This is a genomic window from Veillonella denticariosi JCM 15641, assembly GCF_002959855.1.
Lineage (GTDB): Bacteria > Bacillota > Negativicutes > Veillonellales > Veillonellaceae > Veillonella > Veillonella denticariosi.
Map to the genome: position 1 here is coordinate 42,309 of NZ_PPDB01000004.1, position 20,340 is coordinate 62,648.

Annotated in this window: 15 protein-coding genes and 1 riboswitch; all 15 genes read left to right on the top strand. The window is 43.1% G+C overall.

Annotation, left to right across the window (positions count from 1 at the left end; translation table 11 throughout):
- Positions 1 to 58: 58 nt before the first annotated feature.
- The 15 genes from greA to VEHSUH05_RS05325 all read left to right on the top strand — a co-directional run bounded on the left by greA (position 59) and on the right by VEHSUH05_RS05325 (position 20,322).
- On the top strand, positions 59 to 532 hold the full coding sequence (gene greA / locus VEHSUH05_RS05255) for a transcription elongation factor GreA (RefSeq protein ID WP_054674755.1): 474 nt from the start codon (positions 59 to 61) through the stop codon (positions 530 to 532).
- A 29-nt stretch (positions 533 to 561) separates the two neighbouring features.
- Positions 562 to 2,070: a lysine--tRNA ligase gene (gene lysS, locus VEHSUH05_RS05260; protein WP_105090956.1), complete on the top strand. Its 1,509-nt coding sequence runs from the start codon at positions 562 to 564 to the stop codon at positions 2,068 to 2,070.
- A 556-nt stretch (positions 2,071 to 2,626) separates the two neighbouring features.
- On the top strand, positions 2,627 to 4,801 hold the full coding sequence (gene speF, locus VEHSUH05_RS05265; RefSeq protein ID WP_038117066.1) for an ornithine decarboxylase SpeF: 2,175 nt from the start codon (positions 2,627 to 2,629) through the stop codon (positions 4,799 to 4,801).
- A 62-nt stretch (positions 4,802 to 4,863) separates the two neighbouring features.
- Entirely contained in the window at positions 4,864 to 6,183 is a 1,320-nt protein-coding gene (gene potE, locus VEHSUH05_RS05270) for a putrescine-ornithine antiporter (RefSeq protein WP_038117065.1), read from the top strand.
- Between the two features lie 175 nt (positions 6,184 to 6,358).
- Positions 6,359 to 6,457, top strand: a riboswitch (purine riboswitch).
- A gap of 52 nt (positions 6,458 to 6,509) precedes the next feature.
- A complete protein-coding gene (locus VEHSUH05_RS05275; protein WP_051435763.1) occupies positions 6,510 to 7,853 on the top strand; it encodes an NCS2 family permease in 1,344 nt (447 codons plus the stop codon).
- 129 nt (positions 7,854 to 7,982) lie between these two features.
- A complete protein-coding gene (gene guaD, locus VEHSUH05_RS05280) occupies positions 7,983 to 9,272 on the top strand; it encodes a guanine deaminase (protein WP_105090957.1) in 1,290 nt (429 codons plus the stop codon).
- Positions 9,273 to 9,422: 150 nt separating this feature from the next.
- On the top strand, positions 9,423 to 10,376 hold the full coding sequence (locus VEHSUH05_RS05285) for a cation diffusion facilitator family transporter (protein WP_038117062.1): 954 nt from the start codon (positions 9,423 to 9,425) through the stop codon (positions 10,374 to 10,376).
- 150 nt (positions 10,377 to 10,526) lie between these two features.
- Entirely contained in the window at positions 10,527 to 11,807 is a 1,281-nt protein-coding gene (serS, locus tag VEHSUH05_RS05290) for a serine--tRNA ligase (protein WP_105090958.1), read from the top strand.
- Between the two features lie 12 nt (positions 11,808 to 11,819).
- Positions 11,820 to 12,461 (top strand): fructose-6-phosphate aldolase, encoded by a 642-nt coding sequence (gene fsa, locus VEHSUH05_RS05295; protein ID WP_054674696.1) that lies wholly within the window; start codon positions 11,820 to 11,822, stop codon positions 12,459 to 12,461.
- Positions 12,462 to 12,528: 67 nt separating this feature from the next.
- A complete protein-coding gene (gene glpX, locus VEHSUH05_RS05300; RefSeq protein ID WP_038117056.1) occupies positions 12,529 to 13,491 on the top strand; it encodes a class II fructose-bisphosphatase in 963 nt (320 codons plus the stop codon).
- Positions 13,492 to 13,727: 236 nt separating this feature from the next.
- Positions 13,728 to 14,993: a UDP-N-acetylglucosamine 1-carboxyvinyltransferase gene (gene murA, locus VEHSUH05_RS05305; protein ID WP_105090959.1), complete on the top strand. Its 1,266-nt coding sequence runs from the start codon at positions 13,728 to 13,730 to the stop codon at positions 14,991 to 14,993.
- Positions 14,974 to 16,359: a rod shape-determining protein gene (gene mreB, locus VEHSUH05_RS05310; protein ID WP_038117145.1), complete on the top strand. Its 1,386-nt coding sequence runs from the start codon at positions 14,974 to 14,976 to the stop codon at positions 16,357 to 16,359. Before murA ends, mreB begins: the two co-directional genes overlap by 20 nt.
- Positions 16,360 to 16,556: 197 nt before the next feature.
- A complete protein-coding gene (locus VEHSUH05_RS05315) occupies positions 16,557 to 17,900 on the top strand; it encodes a phosphodiester glycosidase family protein (protein ID WP_105090960.1) in 1,344 nt (447 codons plus the stop codon).
- An 87-nt stretch (positions 17,901 to 17,987) separates the two neighbouring features.
- Positions 17,988 to 18,272: a biotin/lipoyl-containing protein gene (locus VEHSUH05_RS05320; RefSeq protein ID WP_038117052.1), complete on the top strand. Its 285-nt coding sequence runs from the start codon at positions 17,988 to 17,990 to the stop codon at positions 18,270 to 18,272.
- A gap of 13 nt (positions 18,273 to 18,285) precedes the next feature.
- On the top strand, positions 18,286 to 20,322 hold the full coding sequence (locus tag VEHSUH05_RS05325; RefSeq protein WP_105090961.1) for a SpoIVB peptidase S55 domain-containing protein: 2,037 nt from the start codon (positions 18,286 to 18,288) through the stop codon (positions 20,320 to 20,322).
- The last annotated feature ends 18 nt before the right edge of the window (positions 20,323 to 20,340 follow it).

The following is a 20,340-nucleotide window of genomic DNA, read 5'->3' on the forward strand; positions in this document are numbered from 1 at the left end:
TGTCATCTTATTGTGACACTTTTTCTTATTATTTATACGTAGAAAGTGTGGGGTATCCATGGCAGACGTAAAAGAAACATTACTTACCGCCGAAGGTTTAAAGAAATTAGAAGAAGAATTATCGTATTATAAATCTGTGCGCCGTATCGAAGTATCTGAACGCATTAAAACAGCTATTGAATACGGTGACATCAGTGAAAATTCCGAATATGACGATGCTAAAAATGAACAGGCTTTCATCGAAGGTCATATTGTGGAATTAGAAAATAAAATCAATACTGCGAAAATCATCGACGAATCCGTCAAGGGTGATGTAATATCCGTAGGTAGCAAGGTTACCGTACTGGATACGATGTATAACGATGAGTTGGAGTATGTTATTGTGGGCTCTTCCGAAGCGGATCCTTTTAATAATCGTATTTCCAATGAATCTCCTGTAGGCAAATCTATTTTGGGCAAACGCAAAGGTGATGAAGTAGAGGTGTCCACACCGGACGGTCCTGTGACTTTCAAAGTATTAGCAATTCAATAATTTACGGTTCACAACGAAGAGGCGATAAGATGAGTGAAGAAATTAAAAATACCCAAGAAGAATTAAATGATCAAATGCAAATTCGCCGTGATAAATTGGCTGAGTATGAGGCTGATGGCATCTATCCGTTCGGTCAACGTTTTATTGTCAAAGATCATGCACAAGATATTAAGGATGATTTCTTGAATTACGATGATCAACCTGTAGTGATTGCAGGCCGTTTGATGACTATGCGTTCCCATGGTAAAACGGCATTTGCGAACATCCGTGATTTGTCCGGTGATATTCAGGTGTACTTCCGTAAGGATGTATTGGGTGAAGATAATTACAAGTATGTAAAAATGCTTGATATCGGTGACATCGTGGGTATTGAAGGTCATGTATTCAGAACTCATATGGGGGAAATTACCGTTAAGGTTGATAAATTGACCCTATTGTCCAAATCGTTGCGTCCATTGCCTGAAAAGTGGCACGGCTTAAAGGATACGGAATTACGCTATCGTCAACGTTATGTTGATCTGATCGTAAATCCCGAAGTCCGCGATACATTTGTAAAGCGTACTAAAATCGTAGCGAAGGTTCGTGAGTATTTGAACAATCAGCACTTCATGGAAGTGGAAACACCTATGATGCACGCTATTCCTGGCGGTGCTGCGGCTCGTCCGTTCATTACGCATCATAATGCCCTTGATATCGATATCTATATGCGCATTTCTCCGGAATTGTACTTAAAACGTCTTATCGTAGGTGGGTTGGAACGCGTTTATGAAATCAACCGCTCCTTCCGTAATGAAGGTATCGATAATCGCCATAATCCGGAATTTACAATGATGGAATCGTATCAGGCATACGGCAATTATGAAGACGTAATCCGTTTGACTGAGAATATCGTATCTTACTGTGCAAAAGAAGTATTGGGGACGACCAAGATTACCTATCAAGGCACCGAAATTGATTTGACTCCACCTTGGAATCGTATTACGATGCAAGAGGGTATCAAAAAGTATACAGGTGAAGATTTTGATGCCGTTGAGACATTGGAAGAAGCCCGCGCCATTGCGGATCGTTTGAACGTTGAGTATGGTGCCGGTGACGGTATCGGTAAGATCATGAATGCTTGTTTTGAAGAGTATGTAGAAGAAAATTTGATTCAACCTACATTCGTATACGGTCATCCGAAGGAAATTTCTCCATTGGCTAAATTGAATCGTGAAAAGCCGTTGACTACTGAACGCTTTGAAGCGTTTATCTATGGTCGTGAACTGGCAAACGGTTTCTCCGAGTTGAATGACCCTATTGATCAGAAAGAACGTTTCGAAGCTCAATTGAAGGAACGTGAAGCCGGTGATGATGAAGCTCATCGCATGGATAATGATTATGTAACGGCGTTGGAATATGGTTTACCTCCAACTGCAGGGCTCGGTATCGGTATCGACCGTCTAGTTATGTTTTTGACAGATTCCGCATCTATCCGTGACGTATTATTGTTCCCGTTGATGAAACCGGAAGTTCAACAGCAAACTGAATCTGAAGAATAATAATTGTAAAGCTCACTGCCAATATGGCGGTGAGCTTTTTGCTGTTTAGCATACAAAAAAATCGATAAAAGCCCGTATCAAATACGTTGATACGGGCTTTTATCAATTCTTATAATGTTGATTAATAAATATGTGAGGTATGATTAGATATACAATATAAAAATGCTGCATGGATTTTCTATGATTACATTGTGATATACATAAAAAATTTTGATTTACTTTGTGATGAAGTAAAAGAACATTGAGATATAGGATTTATCGTTGCTTTTCCGATATTATAGAGGTGTATGTGATTAAATTTACACATACCTGTAACAGTATAGATTATACATTTAAATCATGCACAATGTATAATTATGATATATGTGTATAATTAAACACTTTTAAATGAAAAAATCAGATGTTAAGATAGAAATATAGATACGTGAATTACCTTTAAAACAAGGAGGTGTATTTAGTAAAGGTGAATTCATTAATAAATTTTATAAATCGACCCTATGTGTAAGTCACATTCTTTAAATTATCGTTGTTAACATAATTTAGGAGGAAACACATCATGAAACATTTAAAAATTGCTTTCTCTCATAAAGCGCAATTCTATTTCGGTTCTATGGAAGGGCGTACAAATGTGGAGCTTAGTCAAACTGATTTTACCGATGTGGGGGCTATAGTCATTAGCGAGTCCGATACAGATGTACTTGAGAATGAGTTGGTTCAATCCTTTGGTATACCGGTTTTCTTGGTTGTGTTTGATAAGTCTGTAGATATTTCCCCGTTTATCGGTAAGGTGGAACGTGTTATCGACGGATCAACTACAAATTTTGATTTATATAAACGACAGATTGAAGCGGCCGCTGCAAAATATGAAGCTTCTATGTTACCGCCATTTTTCCAAGCTTTGGCAAATTACGTAGAGGACGGTAACTCTCAATTTGACTGCCCGGGGCATCAAGGGGGGCAATTCTTCTGTAAGCATCCTGCGGGACGTGCTTTTTATGATTTCTTCGGCGAAAATGTATTCCGTGCCGATCTTTGTAATGCGGATGTCAAGTTAGGTGATCTTCTGATTCATGAAGGTTCCGCAGTTGAAGCTCAGCAACATGCTGCACAAGTTTATAATGCGGATAAAACATATTTTGTATTGAACGGAACATCATCCTCTAATAAGGTCGTGTTAAATGCATTACTTACCCCCGGGGATATTGTTTTATATGATCGCAATAATCATAAATCGATTTGTCACGGGGCGCTCGTCATGTCCGGAGCAACACCTGTATATCTTGAAACGGCACGCAATCCGTTCGGGTCCATCGGTGGTATCTTAGAACATTGCTTTGATGAAAAATATATTCGCAAATTGATTGCTGAAAAAGATCCTAAGAAAGCAAAGGCAAAGCGGCCTATCCGGTTGGCGGTTATTCAATTGGGGACGTATGACGGGACTATTTATAATGCGCGTCAGGTTGTCGATAAAATCGGACATCTCTGCGATTATATCTTCTTTGATTCCGCTTGGGTCGGCTATGAACAGTTTATCCCTATGATGAAAGACTGCAGTCCGTTGCTTTTGGAACTTGGTCCTGATGATCCCGGTATTTTGGTATCTCAATCCGTCCACAAGCAGCAGGCGGGTTTCTCACAGACATCTCAGATTCATAAGAAGGATAAGCATATTAAGGGGCAAGACCGCTATGTAAATCATAAACGTTTGAACAACGCATTCATGATGCATGCCTCGACATCACCGTTTTATCCGTTGTTTGCAGCCCTTGACGTAAATGCAAAAATGCATGAAGGCGAAGCGGGTAAAAAATTATGGATTGAATGTGTGGAAACGGTTATCGAAGCTCGTAAGGCCGTATTGAAACACTGTAAATATCTTCGTCCGTTAGTACCACCGGTTGTACATGGTAAAAAGTGGGAAGACGGAGATACAAAGAAAATGGCACAGGATGTGGACTACTTCGCATTTGAGCCGGATGCGAAATGGCACTCCTTTAAAGGTTATGGTAAAGGTCAATATTTCATAGATCCTTGTAAATTCCAATTGATTACACCGGGTATCAATGTGGAAACGGGTGAATATGAAGATTTCGGTATCCATGCCAATATTCTTGCAAACTATTTGCGCGAAAATGGAATTATTCCGGAAAAATGTGACTTAAATACCATTCTGTTCTTGATGACCCCAGCGGAAACAAAGACGAAGATGGACGATTTAGTGGCACAGCTTGTCCGATTTGAACAATTGATTGAAGCCGATGCACCTATGCAAGATGTATTGCCGTCCATTTATTACAGCCACTTGGATAAATACAAGGGATATCATATTCGTCAACTATGTCAGGAAATGCATGACTTCTATAAAGACCGGAATGTAAGTATCTTGCAACAACGATTGTTCTTATATGATTACTTCCCGGAATATGTTATGAATCCTCAGGAAGCTAATTTTGAATTCCAGCGCGGCAAAGGTGAGCTTGTACCGTTGAGCGAAGCGGAAGGGCGCATCGCGCTTGAAGGTGCGCTTCCTTATCCTCCAGGGGTATTGTGCGTACAACCGGGCGAACGTTGGTCGAAGACTGCTTGTGATTACTTCTTGGCTTTGGAAGAAGGCATCAACAAATTGCCTGGATTTGCTCCGGAAATTCAAGGTGTATACATTACGGAACAGCCGGATGGAACGAAGAAAGCATTCGGTTATGTGTTGAAAAAAGAATTTGAAAAATAATTCCTCTGTGTACCGTCGGAGGTTTTCCGGCGGTACAATACACAAGATAAAAGGAGGTAACTATGAGTACAGGCAAAAATAAGATGTCCGTATTGCAGCTTACAATTTTGACCGCTGTGAATATGATGGGGTCAGGCATTATCATGCTGCCTACAAAATTGGCGCAGGTAGGATCGTTGTCAATCGTATCATGGTTGATTACTGCTGTAGGTTCCATGTGTTTGGCTTATGCTTTTGCAAAGTGCGGTATGTACAGTCGTAAAGGTGGCGGTATGGGCGGTTATGCCGAATATTCCTTTGGCAAAGCGGGGAACTTCATGGCGAATTATACGTATGGCGTGTCTCTTTTAATCGCCAATATCGCTATTGCTATTTCAGCGGTAGGTTATGCGGCGACCTTTGCAGATGTTACGTTGACTCCATTGTTGACAGGTATTTATACGATTGTCACATTGTGGTTGGCGACGACGTTGAATTTCGGTGGTGCCAGCATCACGGGACGTGTATCCAGCTTTACGGTATGGGGTGTTATTGCACCGGTTATCGTAATCAGTACAGTCGGTTGGGCTTATTTCTCAACAGATATGTATGTAGCAAACTGGAATGTTAATAATATGCCGTTCGGCGAAGCGGCAACTAATTCCATCGCCATGACTTTATGGGCATTTCTTGGCCTTGAATCCGCCTGTGCAAATGCGGATGCCGTAGATAATCCCGAAAAGAATGTACCGAAAGCAGTTCTCGGCGGTACATTAGGGGTTGCAGTTATTTATATCGTATCCACCAATATGATTTTTGGTATTGTTCCTGCAAATGAACTCGTTAACAGTAATGCACCGTTTGGTTTGGCATTTGCATCCATGTTTAACGGTATAGCCGGTAAAATCGTTATGGGTCTTATGGTTATGTCGTGTTTCGGCTCTTTACTCGGATGGCAGTTCACCATTGCCAATGTATTTAAGGGTGCTGCGGACGAAGGGTATTTTCCTAAATTATTCAGCAAGATTACATCTAAAGATGCACCTGTAGTAGGGATGGTAACGATTACAATCATTCAATCCTTCCTCAGTTTGATGACAATCAGTCCGTCTTTGAGTGAACAGTTTGAAACGCTCGTTAATTTGGCGGTTGTAACGAATATCATTCCATACCTCTTGTCGATGGGGGCTATCATTGTGTTGATGAAAGCTGCGGGCCGCAGTGGCGGTGAATTGAAGGGGACAACCTTTATTGCTTTCATTGGTTCCATTTATAGTTTATATGCGTTATATGCATCCGGTCTTGAAGCAATGACATATGGTGCCATTGTAACCTTTGCGGGATGGACTTTGTACGGCTTTGTATCGGACCGATTTGACTTGGAGCGCAATCTCGGGAAATAGTTTTTATATGATGAGCCTCCCGAGGGAGGCTCATTGTTAGGATGTTTATTTATTATTTATTATTTATTATTTATTATTTATTATTGACAGCATATAAAAATAATTTTATACTTAAACTGAGATATACTTTGTTCGGTACATATTTTATATAATTGATATATATATATATATATATTTTCATAGTAAGACTATACCTTGTATACCCTTGACATGATGGGTCAAGGCTTTCTAGCGGGAACCGATATTCACGACTACAAGAGCTATTTTGTGATGCTCTTGTAGTCGTTTTATTTATTTTCTTCTCTTTAAGTTAGGAGGTAAGTAAGATGAATTCGATGTCGAATGAGAGTGTAAGACACGGACAGGGCTGGCTTGATAAATTTTTCAAGCTGTCTCAGCATGGTACGAATGTGCGTACCGAGATTTTTGCGGGCATAACTATGTTCATTGCTTCCGTATATATTTTAGCGGTTATACCGAATTTGCTGGTCGTATCCGGTATGCCTCATGAAAGTACGGTTGCGGCAGTTATTTTGACGACCGCATTTACGACGATTTTAATCGGTTTGGTAGCGAATGTTCCGGTTATCGTCGCTCCTGGATTAGGACTTAGTGCATTCTTCGCCTATACCATATGCGGATCGATGGGACTGACCTGGCAAACCGCATTAGGTGCCGTATTTATTTCCGGTGCTGTATTCATTGTTTTGACAGTAACGCGTATTTTGAATCTTATCATCGACGGTATTCCTAAGGTACTTAAAACATCTATCGGTGTCGGTATAGGTCTCTTTATTGCCTTTATCGGATTTAAAAATGCGCATATTATCGTAGCGGATAAGGCCACATTTGTAACACTTGGAAATATGCAGGATCCTGCGGTATTGTTGACCTTGGCCGGTTTGCTTATTACCAGTGTGCTGTTAGCCAAGCAGGTGAGGGGCGGTTTGTTGTTGGGTATGATTATCACGACTGTTGCGGCTATGATATTCGGTTATACAAAGGTCCCTGAGACAAGTGCGGATGTTTTCAACTTGGTGCCGCCATTTCCTGTGGATACATTTGCTCAATTGGATGTGATGAGTGCTATTAAATATGGTTTTTTGTCCATTATTTTCTCTATTACAATCGTAGATATGTTTGATAACATCGGTACGCTTATCGGTGTTACGCGTAAAGCGAATCTTGTTGATGCGGACGGTAAATTTAAACGGCTAAATCATGCGTTATTATGTACATCCATAGGCGCCGCAGCCGGTGCGATCATCGGTACATCTACGGTAACTTCCTATATTGAAAGTGCGGCCGCTGTTGCCGATGGTGGACGTACGGGTCTTACGGCATGCGTAACGGGTATATTATATTTAATCGCTCTGTTTTTTGCGCCATTATTCTTATTGGTACCCGCTCAGGCAACAGCTCCGGTACTCGTTATCGTAGGTGTATTTATGATGAGTGAAGTGACGCATATCGATTTCGGTGATTTTACGGAAGCGTTGCCTGCATTTTTAACAATTCTTCTTATGCCGCTTACCTTCAGTATTGCGCAAGGTTTATCCTTCGGTTTTATCTCTTATACATTGGTAAAACTTATTACAGGTCGTCGTAAGGAAATCCATCCTGTTATGTATGTAATGACCATTGCTTTCATCATACATTTTGCTATATAAGTTGTGAGAGTCGGGATTGTTATATGTGTTTTTATTGTTGAGAGAGTAACATTGAGCAATTACATTTTATCGTAATTGACGTACGTATATTACGGTTAAGCGGTATTATTGAAAAGAGGAGATTATTCGATGAATTCCGTTTATATAGTAAAAGGTAATATTATTTATACATCACGGCCTGCGGAGTTTTCAGTGATTCCAAACGGCTATGTCATTGTTCGTAACGGTTGTATCGCGTATTGTGGTGAAAGTATTCCCTCCGAGTATGAGGCGTATCCGGTTGAGGACTACGGGGATAATTTAATTATTCCCGGATTTGTCGATACTCATGCCCATGCGCCTCAGTTTTGTAATCGAGGCCTCGGTATGGATAAAGAATTGCTGCCTTGGCTTGAAACGTATACATTTCCGGAGGAGGCGAAGTTTTCGGATTTAGAGTACGCAAAGACGGTATATAGCGCTTTTGTTAATGAATTATGGCGTTACGGTACAACGCGCAGTATTTTATTTGGCACCATTCATAAAGAAAGTACATTGCTATTGATGAAGCTGCTTTCAGAAGCCGGTCTATCCGCTTTTGTAGGCAAGGTTAATATGGATCGGAACAGCCCTGATTATCTGATTGAGGATACGGAGCGGTCTTTACATGATACGAGAGTATGGCTTGAAGAGGCTCAACAGTTCGGACCGCTCGTACGACCTATTGTAACCCCTCGCTTTGTACCGTCCTGTACGAGCCGCCTGATGAGCGGACTCGGAGATTTAGCGGTGGAGTATAATGTGCCAATTCAATCTCACTTATCTGAAAATCATGGTGAGATTGACTGGGTTCATTCACTTCATCCGGATTCATCCAGTTATACGGATGTATATTGTGAACATCGTCTGATGGGTACAGTGCCGACGGTTATGGCTCATTGTATTCATCTGAGCGATGAAGAAATGGAGCGGATGCATGAAACAAAGACGATGGTGGCACACTGCCCGTACTCTAACGTGAATTTGTCCAGCGGCATAGCGCCTATACGAAAATTATTGAATCATGGCATTTCCATTGCATTGGGCTCAGACATTTCAGGGGGGCATGACATCAGCATGGCCAAGGTTTTGACCGAAGCCGTGGGCTTGTCAAAGATGAAATGGGCCGAGGTGGATAAAAGCTATGCACCGCTTACATTACCGGAAGCTTTCTATATGGCAACCAGGGGGGGCGGACAATTCTTTGGTGATGTAGGCAGCTTTGAAACCGGTTATGAATTTGATGCTCTTGTTATCGATGATCATGAATTGTTTGATCCGAATGAACGAAGTATAGAGGAACGCCTGGAACGGTGGCTATATATAGGCGATGATCGCCATATTGTAGGGAGATATGTAGCCGGTAAATCCTTAGATACGCCGCCGATGGCTATTGTGTAGTTATCCTATAATAGAATAAAGTTCATAGTTAGTGATTGTTGAAAGTCCACCGTGTATAAGCTATGCGGTGGACTTTTTGCGATACATTTTATACACTTCGGTGATTAGTGTATAATAAAGATGTATATAAGTGAGAAAGGAGTGTGCTCAATGGATATATTAGGGGCAAGGCGCTCCATTGAACAGAAACTACTGATGCAATCCGTGGGGCTTATGGCTTTGGTGGCTGTGAGCGGTACGATAATGGGGATTGTGACCGGGTCGAGTGCGGTCTTATTAGATGGTGTATTCTCCTTTGTCGATGTAGTTATTAAGATTATGATGCTCATGACGGCCAAATTAGTGGCTCGTGAGACGAGTAAGCGCTTTCAGTTCGGATATTGGCAATTTGAACCTCTCGTACTTGCTGTGGAAGGTTTTTTTATTCTGCTTATCGTGCTGTATGCATTGTCCAGCGGTATTACGGATCTGTTAAGCGGCGGACGTCACGTAGATTTCGGCCCTGCTATTTATTATGCTATATTTTTTACCGTTGCAGACACTGCGTACTATCTATATGTTCGACGTATCAATAAGAGTTTGCAGTCAAACTTGATCAAGTTTGATAACGTAAGCTGGTATGTAGATGCATTATTGGAAGCCGCTATTCTGATCAGTTTCGTCGTAGCAACGATGCTGGAAGGAACGGAATACGGAAAATGGGCCGCTTATATCGACCCGATTGTATTGATTGTACTTGCAGTACAGATGATTCCATCCGCCATTCATATTATCGTTCCGTCCACTAAACAAATTTTGGGCTGGGCGCCGTCATCCTTGCATGATGAGGTGCAGGAAATTATGGACCGATTTATGAAAAAATATGATTTCAAGGATTACGTGACAAGCGTACAGGCGTATGGTAACTCCAGAATCATCGAAATTGATATTCTGGTTCGCAAGAACTTCCCGTACCAAACCATTGCCGAGCTTGATGCGATTCGCAATGAAATCGATGCGGAAATCGGCGGAAATCCGACGGAGAAATGGGTGACCATTTCTTTCACGGGCACACGCAAGTGGATGGCGAAAGATTATCTGCTCGACGAAGATGATGACGATTAGATATCTGTACGGATGCGCGTCAATGTATAAATCTTCGCTGAATAGATGTATAAATATAGGCTGTTAATGATAAATACAGTAATATATGGTATACTTAAACGTATTGAATACACTTTGTACATAACATAGTTGGAGAAAGAGGTTTATAGTATGTTAGATTTAAAATTTGTTCGTGAACATCTCGATTTGGTGCAACAAAATTTGGACAATCGCCATACGAAGGGCGATTTAGAAACCTTTGTATCCGCTTATGATGAACGTCGTCAATTGATCGGTAAGGTAGAGGAACTAAAGGCTCTGCGCAATTCCGTAACAGAGGAAATCAGTCAATTGAAACGCAATAAAGAAAATGCTGATGATAAAATCGCTGAAATGAAGAAGGTGGGCGATGATATTGCGGAACTCGATAACCGTATTCGCGAGGTGGAAACTACATTGCGTGATGCGGCATTGATGTTGCCGAATATGTGTGATGAATCCGTTCCTGTCGGTGCCGATGAGGACGAAAATGTAGAGCAGCGTAAATGGGGTGAACCGCGTCAATTCGATTTTGACGTACAGGCTCATTGGGATTTAGGTGAAAGCCTCGATATTCTTGATTTCAATCGCGCCGGTAAGATGAGCGGTGCTCGTTTTACCGTGTATAAAGGGTTAGGTGCTCGCTTAGAACGCGCTCTTATCAACTTTATGGTCGACCTTCACGTAGATAAGCACGGCTATACGGAAATGATGACACCGTATATGGTAACGCGCGAAACGTTGACCGGAACAGGCCAGTTGCCCAAATTTGCGGAAGATATGTACCATGTAGAGGATACGGAATATTTCTTGATTCCTACGGCAGAGGTAACATTGACGAATTATCATGGCGGCGAGATTTTGAACGAAGATGAGTTGCCGAAATATTATACCGCGTTTACTGCATGTTTCCGCGCCGAAGCCGGTTCTGCCGGTCGCGATACGCGGGGGCTTATCCGTCAGCATCAGTTCAATAAGGTGGAAATGGTGAAACTGGCGAAACCTGAGGATTCTTTTAAGGAACTGGAAACATTGACGGACAACGCTGAAGAAGTGTTGCGCTTATTGGAATTGCCGTTCCGCGTTATCACCCTTTGTACGGGTGACATCGGATTCGGTTCCGCTAAGACCTATGATGTTGAAGTATGGATGCCTGCACAAGGTAAGTATAGAGAAATCTCTTCCTGCTCCAATATGACCGATTTCCAAGCGCGTCGAGCGAATATCAAGTTCCGTCGCGGACCTAAAGGAAAACCTGAATTTGTTCACACTTTGAACGGATCCGGACTTGCTGTGGGCCGTACGGTGGCTGCCATTTTGGAAAATTATCAACAGGCAGACGGATCCGTTGTAATTCCTAAGGTTCTTGTTCCGTATATGGGCGGCGTTGAAGTGATTGCGGCGGTGAAGTAAGAGGGGGCTCCTATGAAGTTTTTTATTGATACAGCAGAATTTGATGAAATTAAAGAGGCTTATGCTTTCGGATTTATTGATGGAGTAACCACAAATCCATCCCTTATCGTGAAGGCTAAACGCGATTTGAAACAAGTTATTTCCGAGATTGCGAATCTTGTGGATGGACCTGTCAGCGCGGAGGTTATCGCTTCTGATGCGGAAGGCATGGTCGCTGAAGCTCATGAACTGGTGAAATTAGGCTCTAACGTAGTCATTAAAATTCCGATGACGCCGGAAGGTCTTAAAGCCGTTTCTGTGTTGAGTAAAGAAGGCATTAAAACAAACGTGACTTTGATTTTTTCAGCTAATCAAGCGCTGTTGGCGGCGCGTGCCGGCGCCTCTTATGTGAGTCCGTTCGTAGGACGTATCGACGATATCAGCATGGAAGGGCTTACATTGATTCAGGATATTGCGGATATTTTCGCTATTCATGACATTCCCACGGAAATTATCGCTGCCAGTGTGAGAACCCCGCTGCATATCATTCAATGCGCAAAGGCCGGCGCCCATATTGCGACGGTTCCGTTTAAAGTACTTTTACAGGCCATGAAACATCCGTTGACGGATGCAGGTCTTGAAAAGTTTATGGCTGATTGGAAACAAGCTAATTAATAAGACGGTATATAACTCATACAAGTAAGCTACATTATTAAATACAGGACTTATAAGGAGGCCCATTATGGATCGTACATTGTCGTTGGAATTTGCTCGTGTCGTTGAGGCTGCGGCTTTGCGCAGCGGTCGTTTATTAGGACGCGGACAAAAGGATGAGGCCGATGGCCTTGCGGTAGATGCGATGCGTCAAGCATTTGATTCCGTGCGCATTTCCGGTACCGTAGTTATCGGTGAAGGTGAAATTGATGAAGCACCTATGCTTTATATCGGTGAACATGTAGGTGCGGGCGGACCGGAAGTCGATATCGCGGTGGATCCTATCGAAGGGACGAATCTTATTGCAAAAGGACAGAACGGGGCGATTGCCGTTATGGCTATCGCTGAAAAGGGCGGTTTGTTGCACGCACCGGATATGTATATGGAAAAATTGTGCGTCGGTCCTCGCGGGGCAGGTGCTATCGATATTACAAAATCCTTGACGGAAAATATTAAAAATGTGGCTGCCAAGATGGAACGTAATGTAGATGAAATCACATTGGTTATGCTCGATCGTGAGCGTCATCAAGGATTGATGAAAGAAGCTCGTGATCTAGGTGCACGTATTATGCTTATCACCGACGGAGATGTAAACCCTGCAATGGAATGTTGTATCGAAGGCTCCGGGGTACACATGGTTGTCGGTACGGGAGGCGCGCCTGAAGGTGTATTGGCCGCTGCGGCATTGAAATGCGTAGGTGGTGATATGCAGGCGCGTTTGAAACCGGAAACGGATGAAGAAATTCGTCGTTGCCATGAAATGGGTATTGCCGATGTCAATCAGGTTCTTACTTTGGATGATTTGGTTCGTACCGATGATGTTATTTTTGCGGCAACAGCCATTACACGCGGTAACTTGTTGAATCCGATTCAATACTTCCCGGGCGGTGCGCGTACTCATACCATCGTGATGCGCTCTAAAACGGGTACCGTACGATTCCTCGACACGGTTCATATGGACCAAAAATTAAAATCGTTGAAAGCGAAATAAATTTATATGATTATTTCATTGATATTCTCGTCATTGAATTGCGGTTGATATAGGTTTGAAGAGGCTCCTCATCAAGAGGAGCCTTTTTCGTTGTAAATTTAATCGTTCTCTTGATGAGAGATAGAAAAAAATAGTATAATAACATTTAGTATAATAACATTTAGTATGTGACGTTATAAATACAAAATCTTGTAGGTGATGCGAGATTATTGATATAAAGTGTAGGAGGAATTCTGTTGGAAAAGCTAATTATTCAAGGTGGCAATCGATTGGAAGGCCGTGTACGTGTCAGTAGTGCAAAAAATGCGGTATTACCTATTATTGCCGGTACATTACTAGCGTCTACACCTAGTAAATTACTTGAAATTCCAAACTTGGAGGATGTTGGAACTATATGCCAAGTTATCGAGTCTTTAGGGGTTAAGATTACCAGAAATAAAGAAGATAATGAAATCATCTTTGACGCTTCTACACTCACTGCAACCGAAGCACCGTACGAATTAGTTCGCAAGATGCGCGCATCCTTCCTCGTGATGGGACCTTTGTTGGCCCGGAAGGGGGAAGCTAAAATTTCTATGCCCGGCGGCTGCGCTATCGGAGCACGGCCTATCGATCTTCATTTAAAAGCCTTTGAGGCTCTCGGTGCAAAAATCGATATTACCGAAGAGTATGTACATGCATATGCACCGGAAGGCTTGAAGGGGACTCAGATTTACCTGGATTTTCCAAGCGTAGGTGCTACGGAAAATGTCATCATGGCTGCCTCTATGGCGCAGGGAAAGACCGTTATTGAAAATGCTGCCGAGGAGCCCGAAATTGTTGATTTGGCGACATTCTTAAATGCAATGGGCGCTAATATCCGCGGTGCCGGCACCAATGTGATTCGTATCGAAGGGGTACCTAAGTTGCACGGTGCTACACATACAGTCATTCCTGATCGCATTGAAGCGGGAACATACTTGATTGCGGCGGCTATGGCCGGCGGGGATGTATTTGTAGAAAATGCATTGCCGGAACATTTAAAACCGGTGGTGGCTAAACTGAAAGAGGCCGGCGTTACCGTAGAGGAAGATATTGACGGTATCCGTGTCATCAGTACCGGTAAAGATATTAAAGCGGTAGATATTAAAACATTGCCGTATCCGGGATTTCCGACAGATATGCAGGCTCAGTTTATGGCTTTAACAACGATTGCAGAAGGATCGAGCACCGTTACGGAAACGGTATTTGAAAATCGCTTCATGCATGTTGCCGAACTTCGCAAGATGGGGGCTCATATCGATATCGATAACCGGCAGGCTATCGTAGAAGGTATGCCGCGTTTACATGGCGCTGTCGTGAATGCAACGGACTTGCGTGCGGGGGCTGCCCTTGTATGCGCCGCATTGACGGCCGAAGGAACGACGGAAATCGGGCGCCTTCATCACATCGATCGAGGCTATGATGATTTTGTGGGTAAGTTGAAAAGGTTAGGTGCCGATATTGTTCGGGTTGACGAATAAGAATAAAGGGCCAAAACAGAATACAAAGAAACGAAGCCGGCGCTCTAAAGGGCCGGCTTTATATAACGAACAGCAGAATTTAGGTGCGGCCAGGGCGGCGAATACGAAGAGCGATGCGGGCCGTAAGCCGTTACGCAAGACAAAGCGAAAGTCCGCGAAGCTTTCAAAAGGGGTAACGAAACAGGCGAATCATTTGACCTCGAATATGCGAGATGCCATGGTAAAGGTTACGCAATTACGCCGTGCTGAACGCCGTAATCGTGAGGCTGTAGCGATTGCCAAGACAACACCTGCCATGACCTTGAAGCGATTGGTCAGACCGGAACAGGTCGGGGACTGGATGAGTCGATTGAACCGGTCTCTGACGTTTGATTTAGGCATCGATCTGGGTACGGCCAATATCCTGATCTATGCGAAGGGGAAAGGCCTTGTCTTGGATGAGCCGGCTTATATTGCACGAGATGACAAGACCGGGGATATTCTCGCCTTGGGAGAAACGGCACGTACCATGGTAGGCCGTACGCCAAAGGGGATTTCCGTCATTCGCCCCGTGAAAGCAGGTGTCATTGCGGATTACGATATGACGGAATTTATGCTGAAGTATTTTATTCGTTCCGTCGTACCTGCTTCGCGTCTCATGAAAACGCGCATCATCGTCTGTGTGCCGTCAGGGATTACACCTGTTGAAAAGCGGGCGATCCTGGAAGCGCTTTTACGGACGGGGGCAAAGAAGACGGTTCTTATCGAAGAACCGCTTGCAGCTGCTATGGGAACGGGCCTCAACGATGCGCAGCAGGTGGGGGCCATGGTGGTAGATGTGGGCGGCGGTACTACGGATATTGCCGTATTATGCGATACCGGTGTCGTTGTCAGCGAGTCCTTACGTATCGGCGGAGATTCGTTTAATGATTCTATCATTCGTTATATACGGCGTAAAAAACGTCTTATTATCGGTCAATTGACGGCGGAAGAGATAAAGGTTGCTGTCGGCACCGTCGATCGTCGTGCCAGAGAGCGCGTTATTGAAGTGCGCGGCCGTGATTCCGGATCGGGCCTGCCTAAGATGGTTTCCGTTAATTCTTTGGAAATTCAACGGGCTTTAGAGGCGCAGGTGATGAATATTCTGGAGGCTATTAAAGGTATTCTTGAAAAGACACCGCCTGAGTTGGTAGCGGCAATTACTGATCATGGAATTATCTTGACCGGTGGCGGAGCCCTCGTTGACGGTCTTGACAGGGTCATCACGCGCTCTATAGGTGTTGCATCTTATCTTGTGGAATCACCTCGCTATGCGGTCATCAAGGGGGTTGCCAAGGCCCTTGATGAAATGTCGCAACTGCGAGATACATTGGATGAATTACAATAATATACATCTATATTTCATGAATATAAAGTAAGATACAAACGAAGTTATTCTTCTGTCGCTAGTCATGTTGACATATCCAAGAAGTATATAACTTCGTTTTTGTATTTTTGAAATATATCATGTATACTATAGTAAAAGTATATTGTACAAAATTTATATAAAGGCAAGTCTTATACATTGTCTTATTGAGGACATATATGAAACGATATATCTATCTAACCGCAGCGTTGCTTGGGGCTATGGGATTACTGGCTCCATCGGCTGAGGCGGGAAACCTTACGGCACTACGCGTATCTAATCATGACGGCACAAGTCGGGTCGTGTTTGATTTGTCGGAAATGCCTGTTTCTTGGACGAGTTCTTATAATGAAGCAGATCGGTCTCTTACGTTGAATTTAGGTGGTACGAAGAACGGTTTGACCGCTCCGGTGACGCAAAACTCCAGTAAAACCGGTGTGCTTAAAGGCGTGGGCTTACAAAATGTAAACGGTTCTTTACAGGTAACACTGACTGCGAACCGAGATGTACAACACCATGCTTTTACATTGAAGAATCCGACGCGTATTATAGTCGATTTGTTCTCGAATTATTCACAACAGACCACAAAGGATATTAATAAATCCATTAAGTACAGTAAAATCAGCAATACTGTAGGCGAAGGAAAAATTCAGGCCTTTGCGTTGGCCGTCGATAATACATCGCCGATGGTGGCGTCTCATGTACCTGAAGGGAAAGCACTTTCCGGCATACAGCAGAAACATACGGCGGCTATCGGCGCAAAAGTCAAGGGGCGTAGTTTTGAACAACCTTATACCGTTGCTTCTAATGGTGCCGTTGATCTGGAACGGATAGGCAATCGCGGAACTTTGCGGTATACCCCTAACCGAGGTTATTTTATAGAGGAAAAACGACCTTCTTTACAGGCGAAAGCGGGAAAACAAAGTTTTACAATTACATCTGTAAATACGCCTCGTAAGGAAAATGCGTTGACATTATATACCCCGTCGTATGGCAACTCCACAAAGACCAATGATTTTGGTTATGAGGTGACCGTGGCGAACGGGAAGGTTGTGAGTCATCGAAAGGGAAATTCTCCAATCGGTGCAAATCAATATGTATTATCGGGGCATGGCGAGTCTCGAAACGCCTTGCGCAAGTTAAAGGTAGGAACACCTGTTACAATTCAAAATCGACAGGATTTAGCGCAGGTCAGTACCGCAGGCGGTGCTGCCGTTCAGGGCGGTACACTGGTAATGAAAAATGGCCGTTATGTAGGTGCTGATACGTCAAATAATGAAGCGCGCAGCTTTATAGGCACCACAAAAGATCATGATTTGGTCGTGCTGACTGTAGATAAGGTGGGAATTAATTCCGTCGGGGTCACTGAAAAAGAGGGGGCGGCGTTGCTTTCAAAGATGGGGGCCACAGATGGTTTTGAATTATCAAACCAGGGTAGCGTAGATGTTCTCGTGAATGACGCCTATGTACACAAGGCATCATCCGCACCTTCGACATACGAAGATATAATTATTATTAAATGATATATTGCATACAATTTTGTTTGAAAAAAACGTTATAATTTAGTATACTATACGTACATAACTAATTTTGTAAAAGGAGGGATCGTTATGAAAAGAGTCACATTAGCCTTAGCAGCGCTAGGTGTATTAGGTGTTACATCTGTAATGGCGGCCCCTGTATCATACCAAAGTGTATTAACAGGTAAGGTGGCTTCTGTTGTTTCCGTTGGTTCCCCTGTAACTGAAGGGCAAACCTTGGTAACCGTAGAAACCTTAGCAGGACCTATGGCGGCTGCTAAATCTACTGTAAATGGTACTGTATCGGCGGTTAATGTTACAGTGGGTTCAGACGTTTCTCGTGATCAAATCGTTGTCACTGTAGAAAGTAAATAAAGGAGAGAAAGGAATGACGTTTTCTCATTCTTGGCGTCGGTATAGAAAAGCGATACTGGCGCTTTTCTTCTGTACCTCTCTTAGCGTAGCGCAGGCTGTCGATTTTATGCCTGTCAATGATGTAGAGACGGGAATGGAAGGAATTGCAAAAACTGTAATTGTAGGGGATACTATTTCGACCTTTGATGTAAAGGTGCTTGGTGTTATGAAGGATAAGGGGCCTTCAGGACATCTTATTCTGGCAAAATTCTCGGGGCCTGTCATGGAACAGACGGGCGGTATTGCTCATGGTATGAGCGGTAGTCCCGTGTATATAAACGGGAAACTCGTCGGCGCCGTTGCATACGGTTGGGGCTTTGCGGACGGTACGGTTGGCATGATTACGCCAATCGAGGATATGGTGAAACTTTGGAATATCCCGTATGAGAAAAATCTGTCTAATACATGGGATGATAAGCAGCTGATTCCTTTAGGCACACCGTTAATGGCGTATGGTTTTGATGCGGCATCCATGAACTATTTCAAATCCAAGTTGCCTCAATATAAGTATGAAACCTATGATACGGCCAGCGCTAGCGGTGATGATATAGAAAAACCTTTGGAAGCAGGCGGCTCTGTAGCGGCGTTACTTGTTGACGGAGATCTTAAACTCGGTGCTATCGGAACCGTAACGTATGTAGATGGCGAAAAGGTTGTCGCTTTCGGACATCCGTTCTTGAAACACGGCTCATCGAACTACTTCATGCATAATGCCAGCATCTTTACGGTTGTAAAAAGTTATGATTCCGCTTTCAAATTGGGATCCATGGGACGTGAAGTCGGATCTGTTACAGAGGATCGGGGGGCCGGTATTGCCGGCGTATCCGGTGTGATTGCACATGGTATTCCGATGCGATTCCATCTGAAAGATACCGATATGGGCCGTGATAAGACGAGCTCCGTTAAGGTTATCGAAGATAGGGATATGACGCCGACCTTAGCGGCTACATCCTTATATAATATGTTGAATAAAACAGTGGATCGTAGCGGTTCGGGTACTGCGAAAATTACCTATACGATTACCCCGAAGGGAAAGGAACATAAGCCGTTTACACGAACGAATATGTTCTATAGTTCCGAATCCATCAGTGAGAAGACGGTTGATGAATTTTATAATGTTATTGACGTACTTATGAATAACCGTTTTATCAACTATGAAATTACGGATATTTCTGTAGAGACAGAGGTAACGCAAGATAAGAAAACGGCAAAACTTGTTGATGCATCCGCGTCCTCCACAATCGTGTCCCCTGGTGATACCATTGTGGTAGATGTAACATTGGAACCGTTCCGCGGAGAAAAGGTCGTAAAGGAAATTTTCTTTAAAGTTCCTGAAGATCAAGCGATAGGTAAATATACGCTTGAAGTTCGCGGCGGCGGTGAAATTCCATTGCCATATGTTTTGGAAAAACAGAAATATAATTTAACGGATGAAATTTTACGTCGTTTGAAAGTTTACAAAGATTTCAATGATCTCTTTGATGAATTGCAAAAGACGGATACAAACAATCAAATTGTTGTGGAATTCCTGGAAGACGGTATAAGCCTTGTTAATGAAGAGGGCACTAAATCCGTCAAGAAGGCGAAGCTTAAAGATGTTGAAACCAATCCTATGCCGGGTGATGTGAAGAAAAAGAAATCAAAAGAAGATATCGGCGATGGCAAGGATGATGATAAGAAGATAGAAAAAACGGCTGTCGATACGGACTATATCGTAGAAGGTGACGGCCAGTTCACCATCCAGGTCATGAAACCGGCCGATCGGGATAAAGCTTTGGCAAAACGTGCAAAAGAGGTAAAAGCACAGATTAAGATGGAACATAAGCTGGACCTTGAGGATGCATCTAAAAAAGGCAAAAATGCGAAGAAAGATGCAAAATCCAATGGTAAAGAGGATGTAAAACCCGATACTAAAAAAGATGCAAAACCGGATACCCAGAAAGAGGATAAATCTGACAGTAGTGGCGATGCTCAACAGGAACATGAAACAACAACAAATCCGGCTGAATAAAAACCGTGATACAGGGAA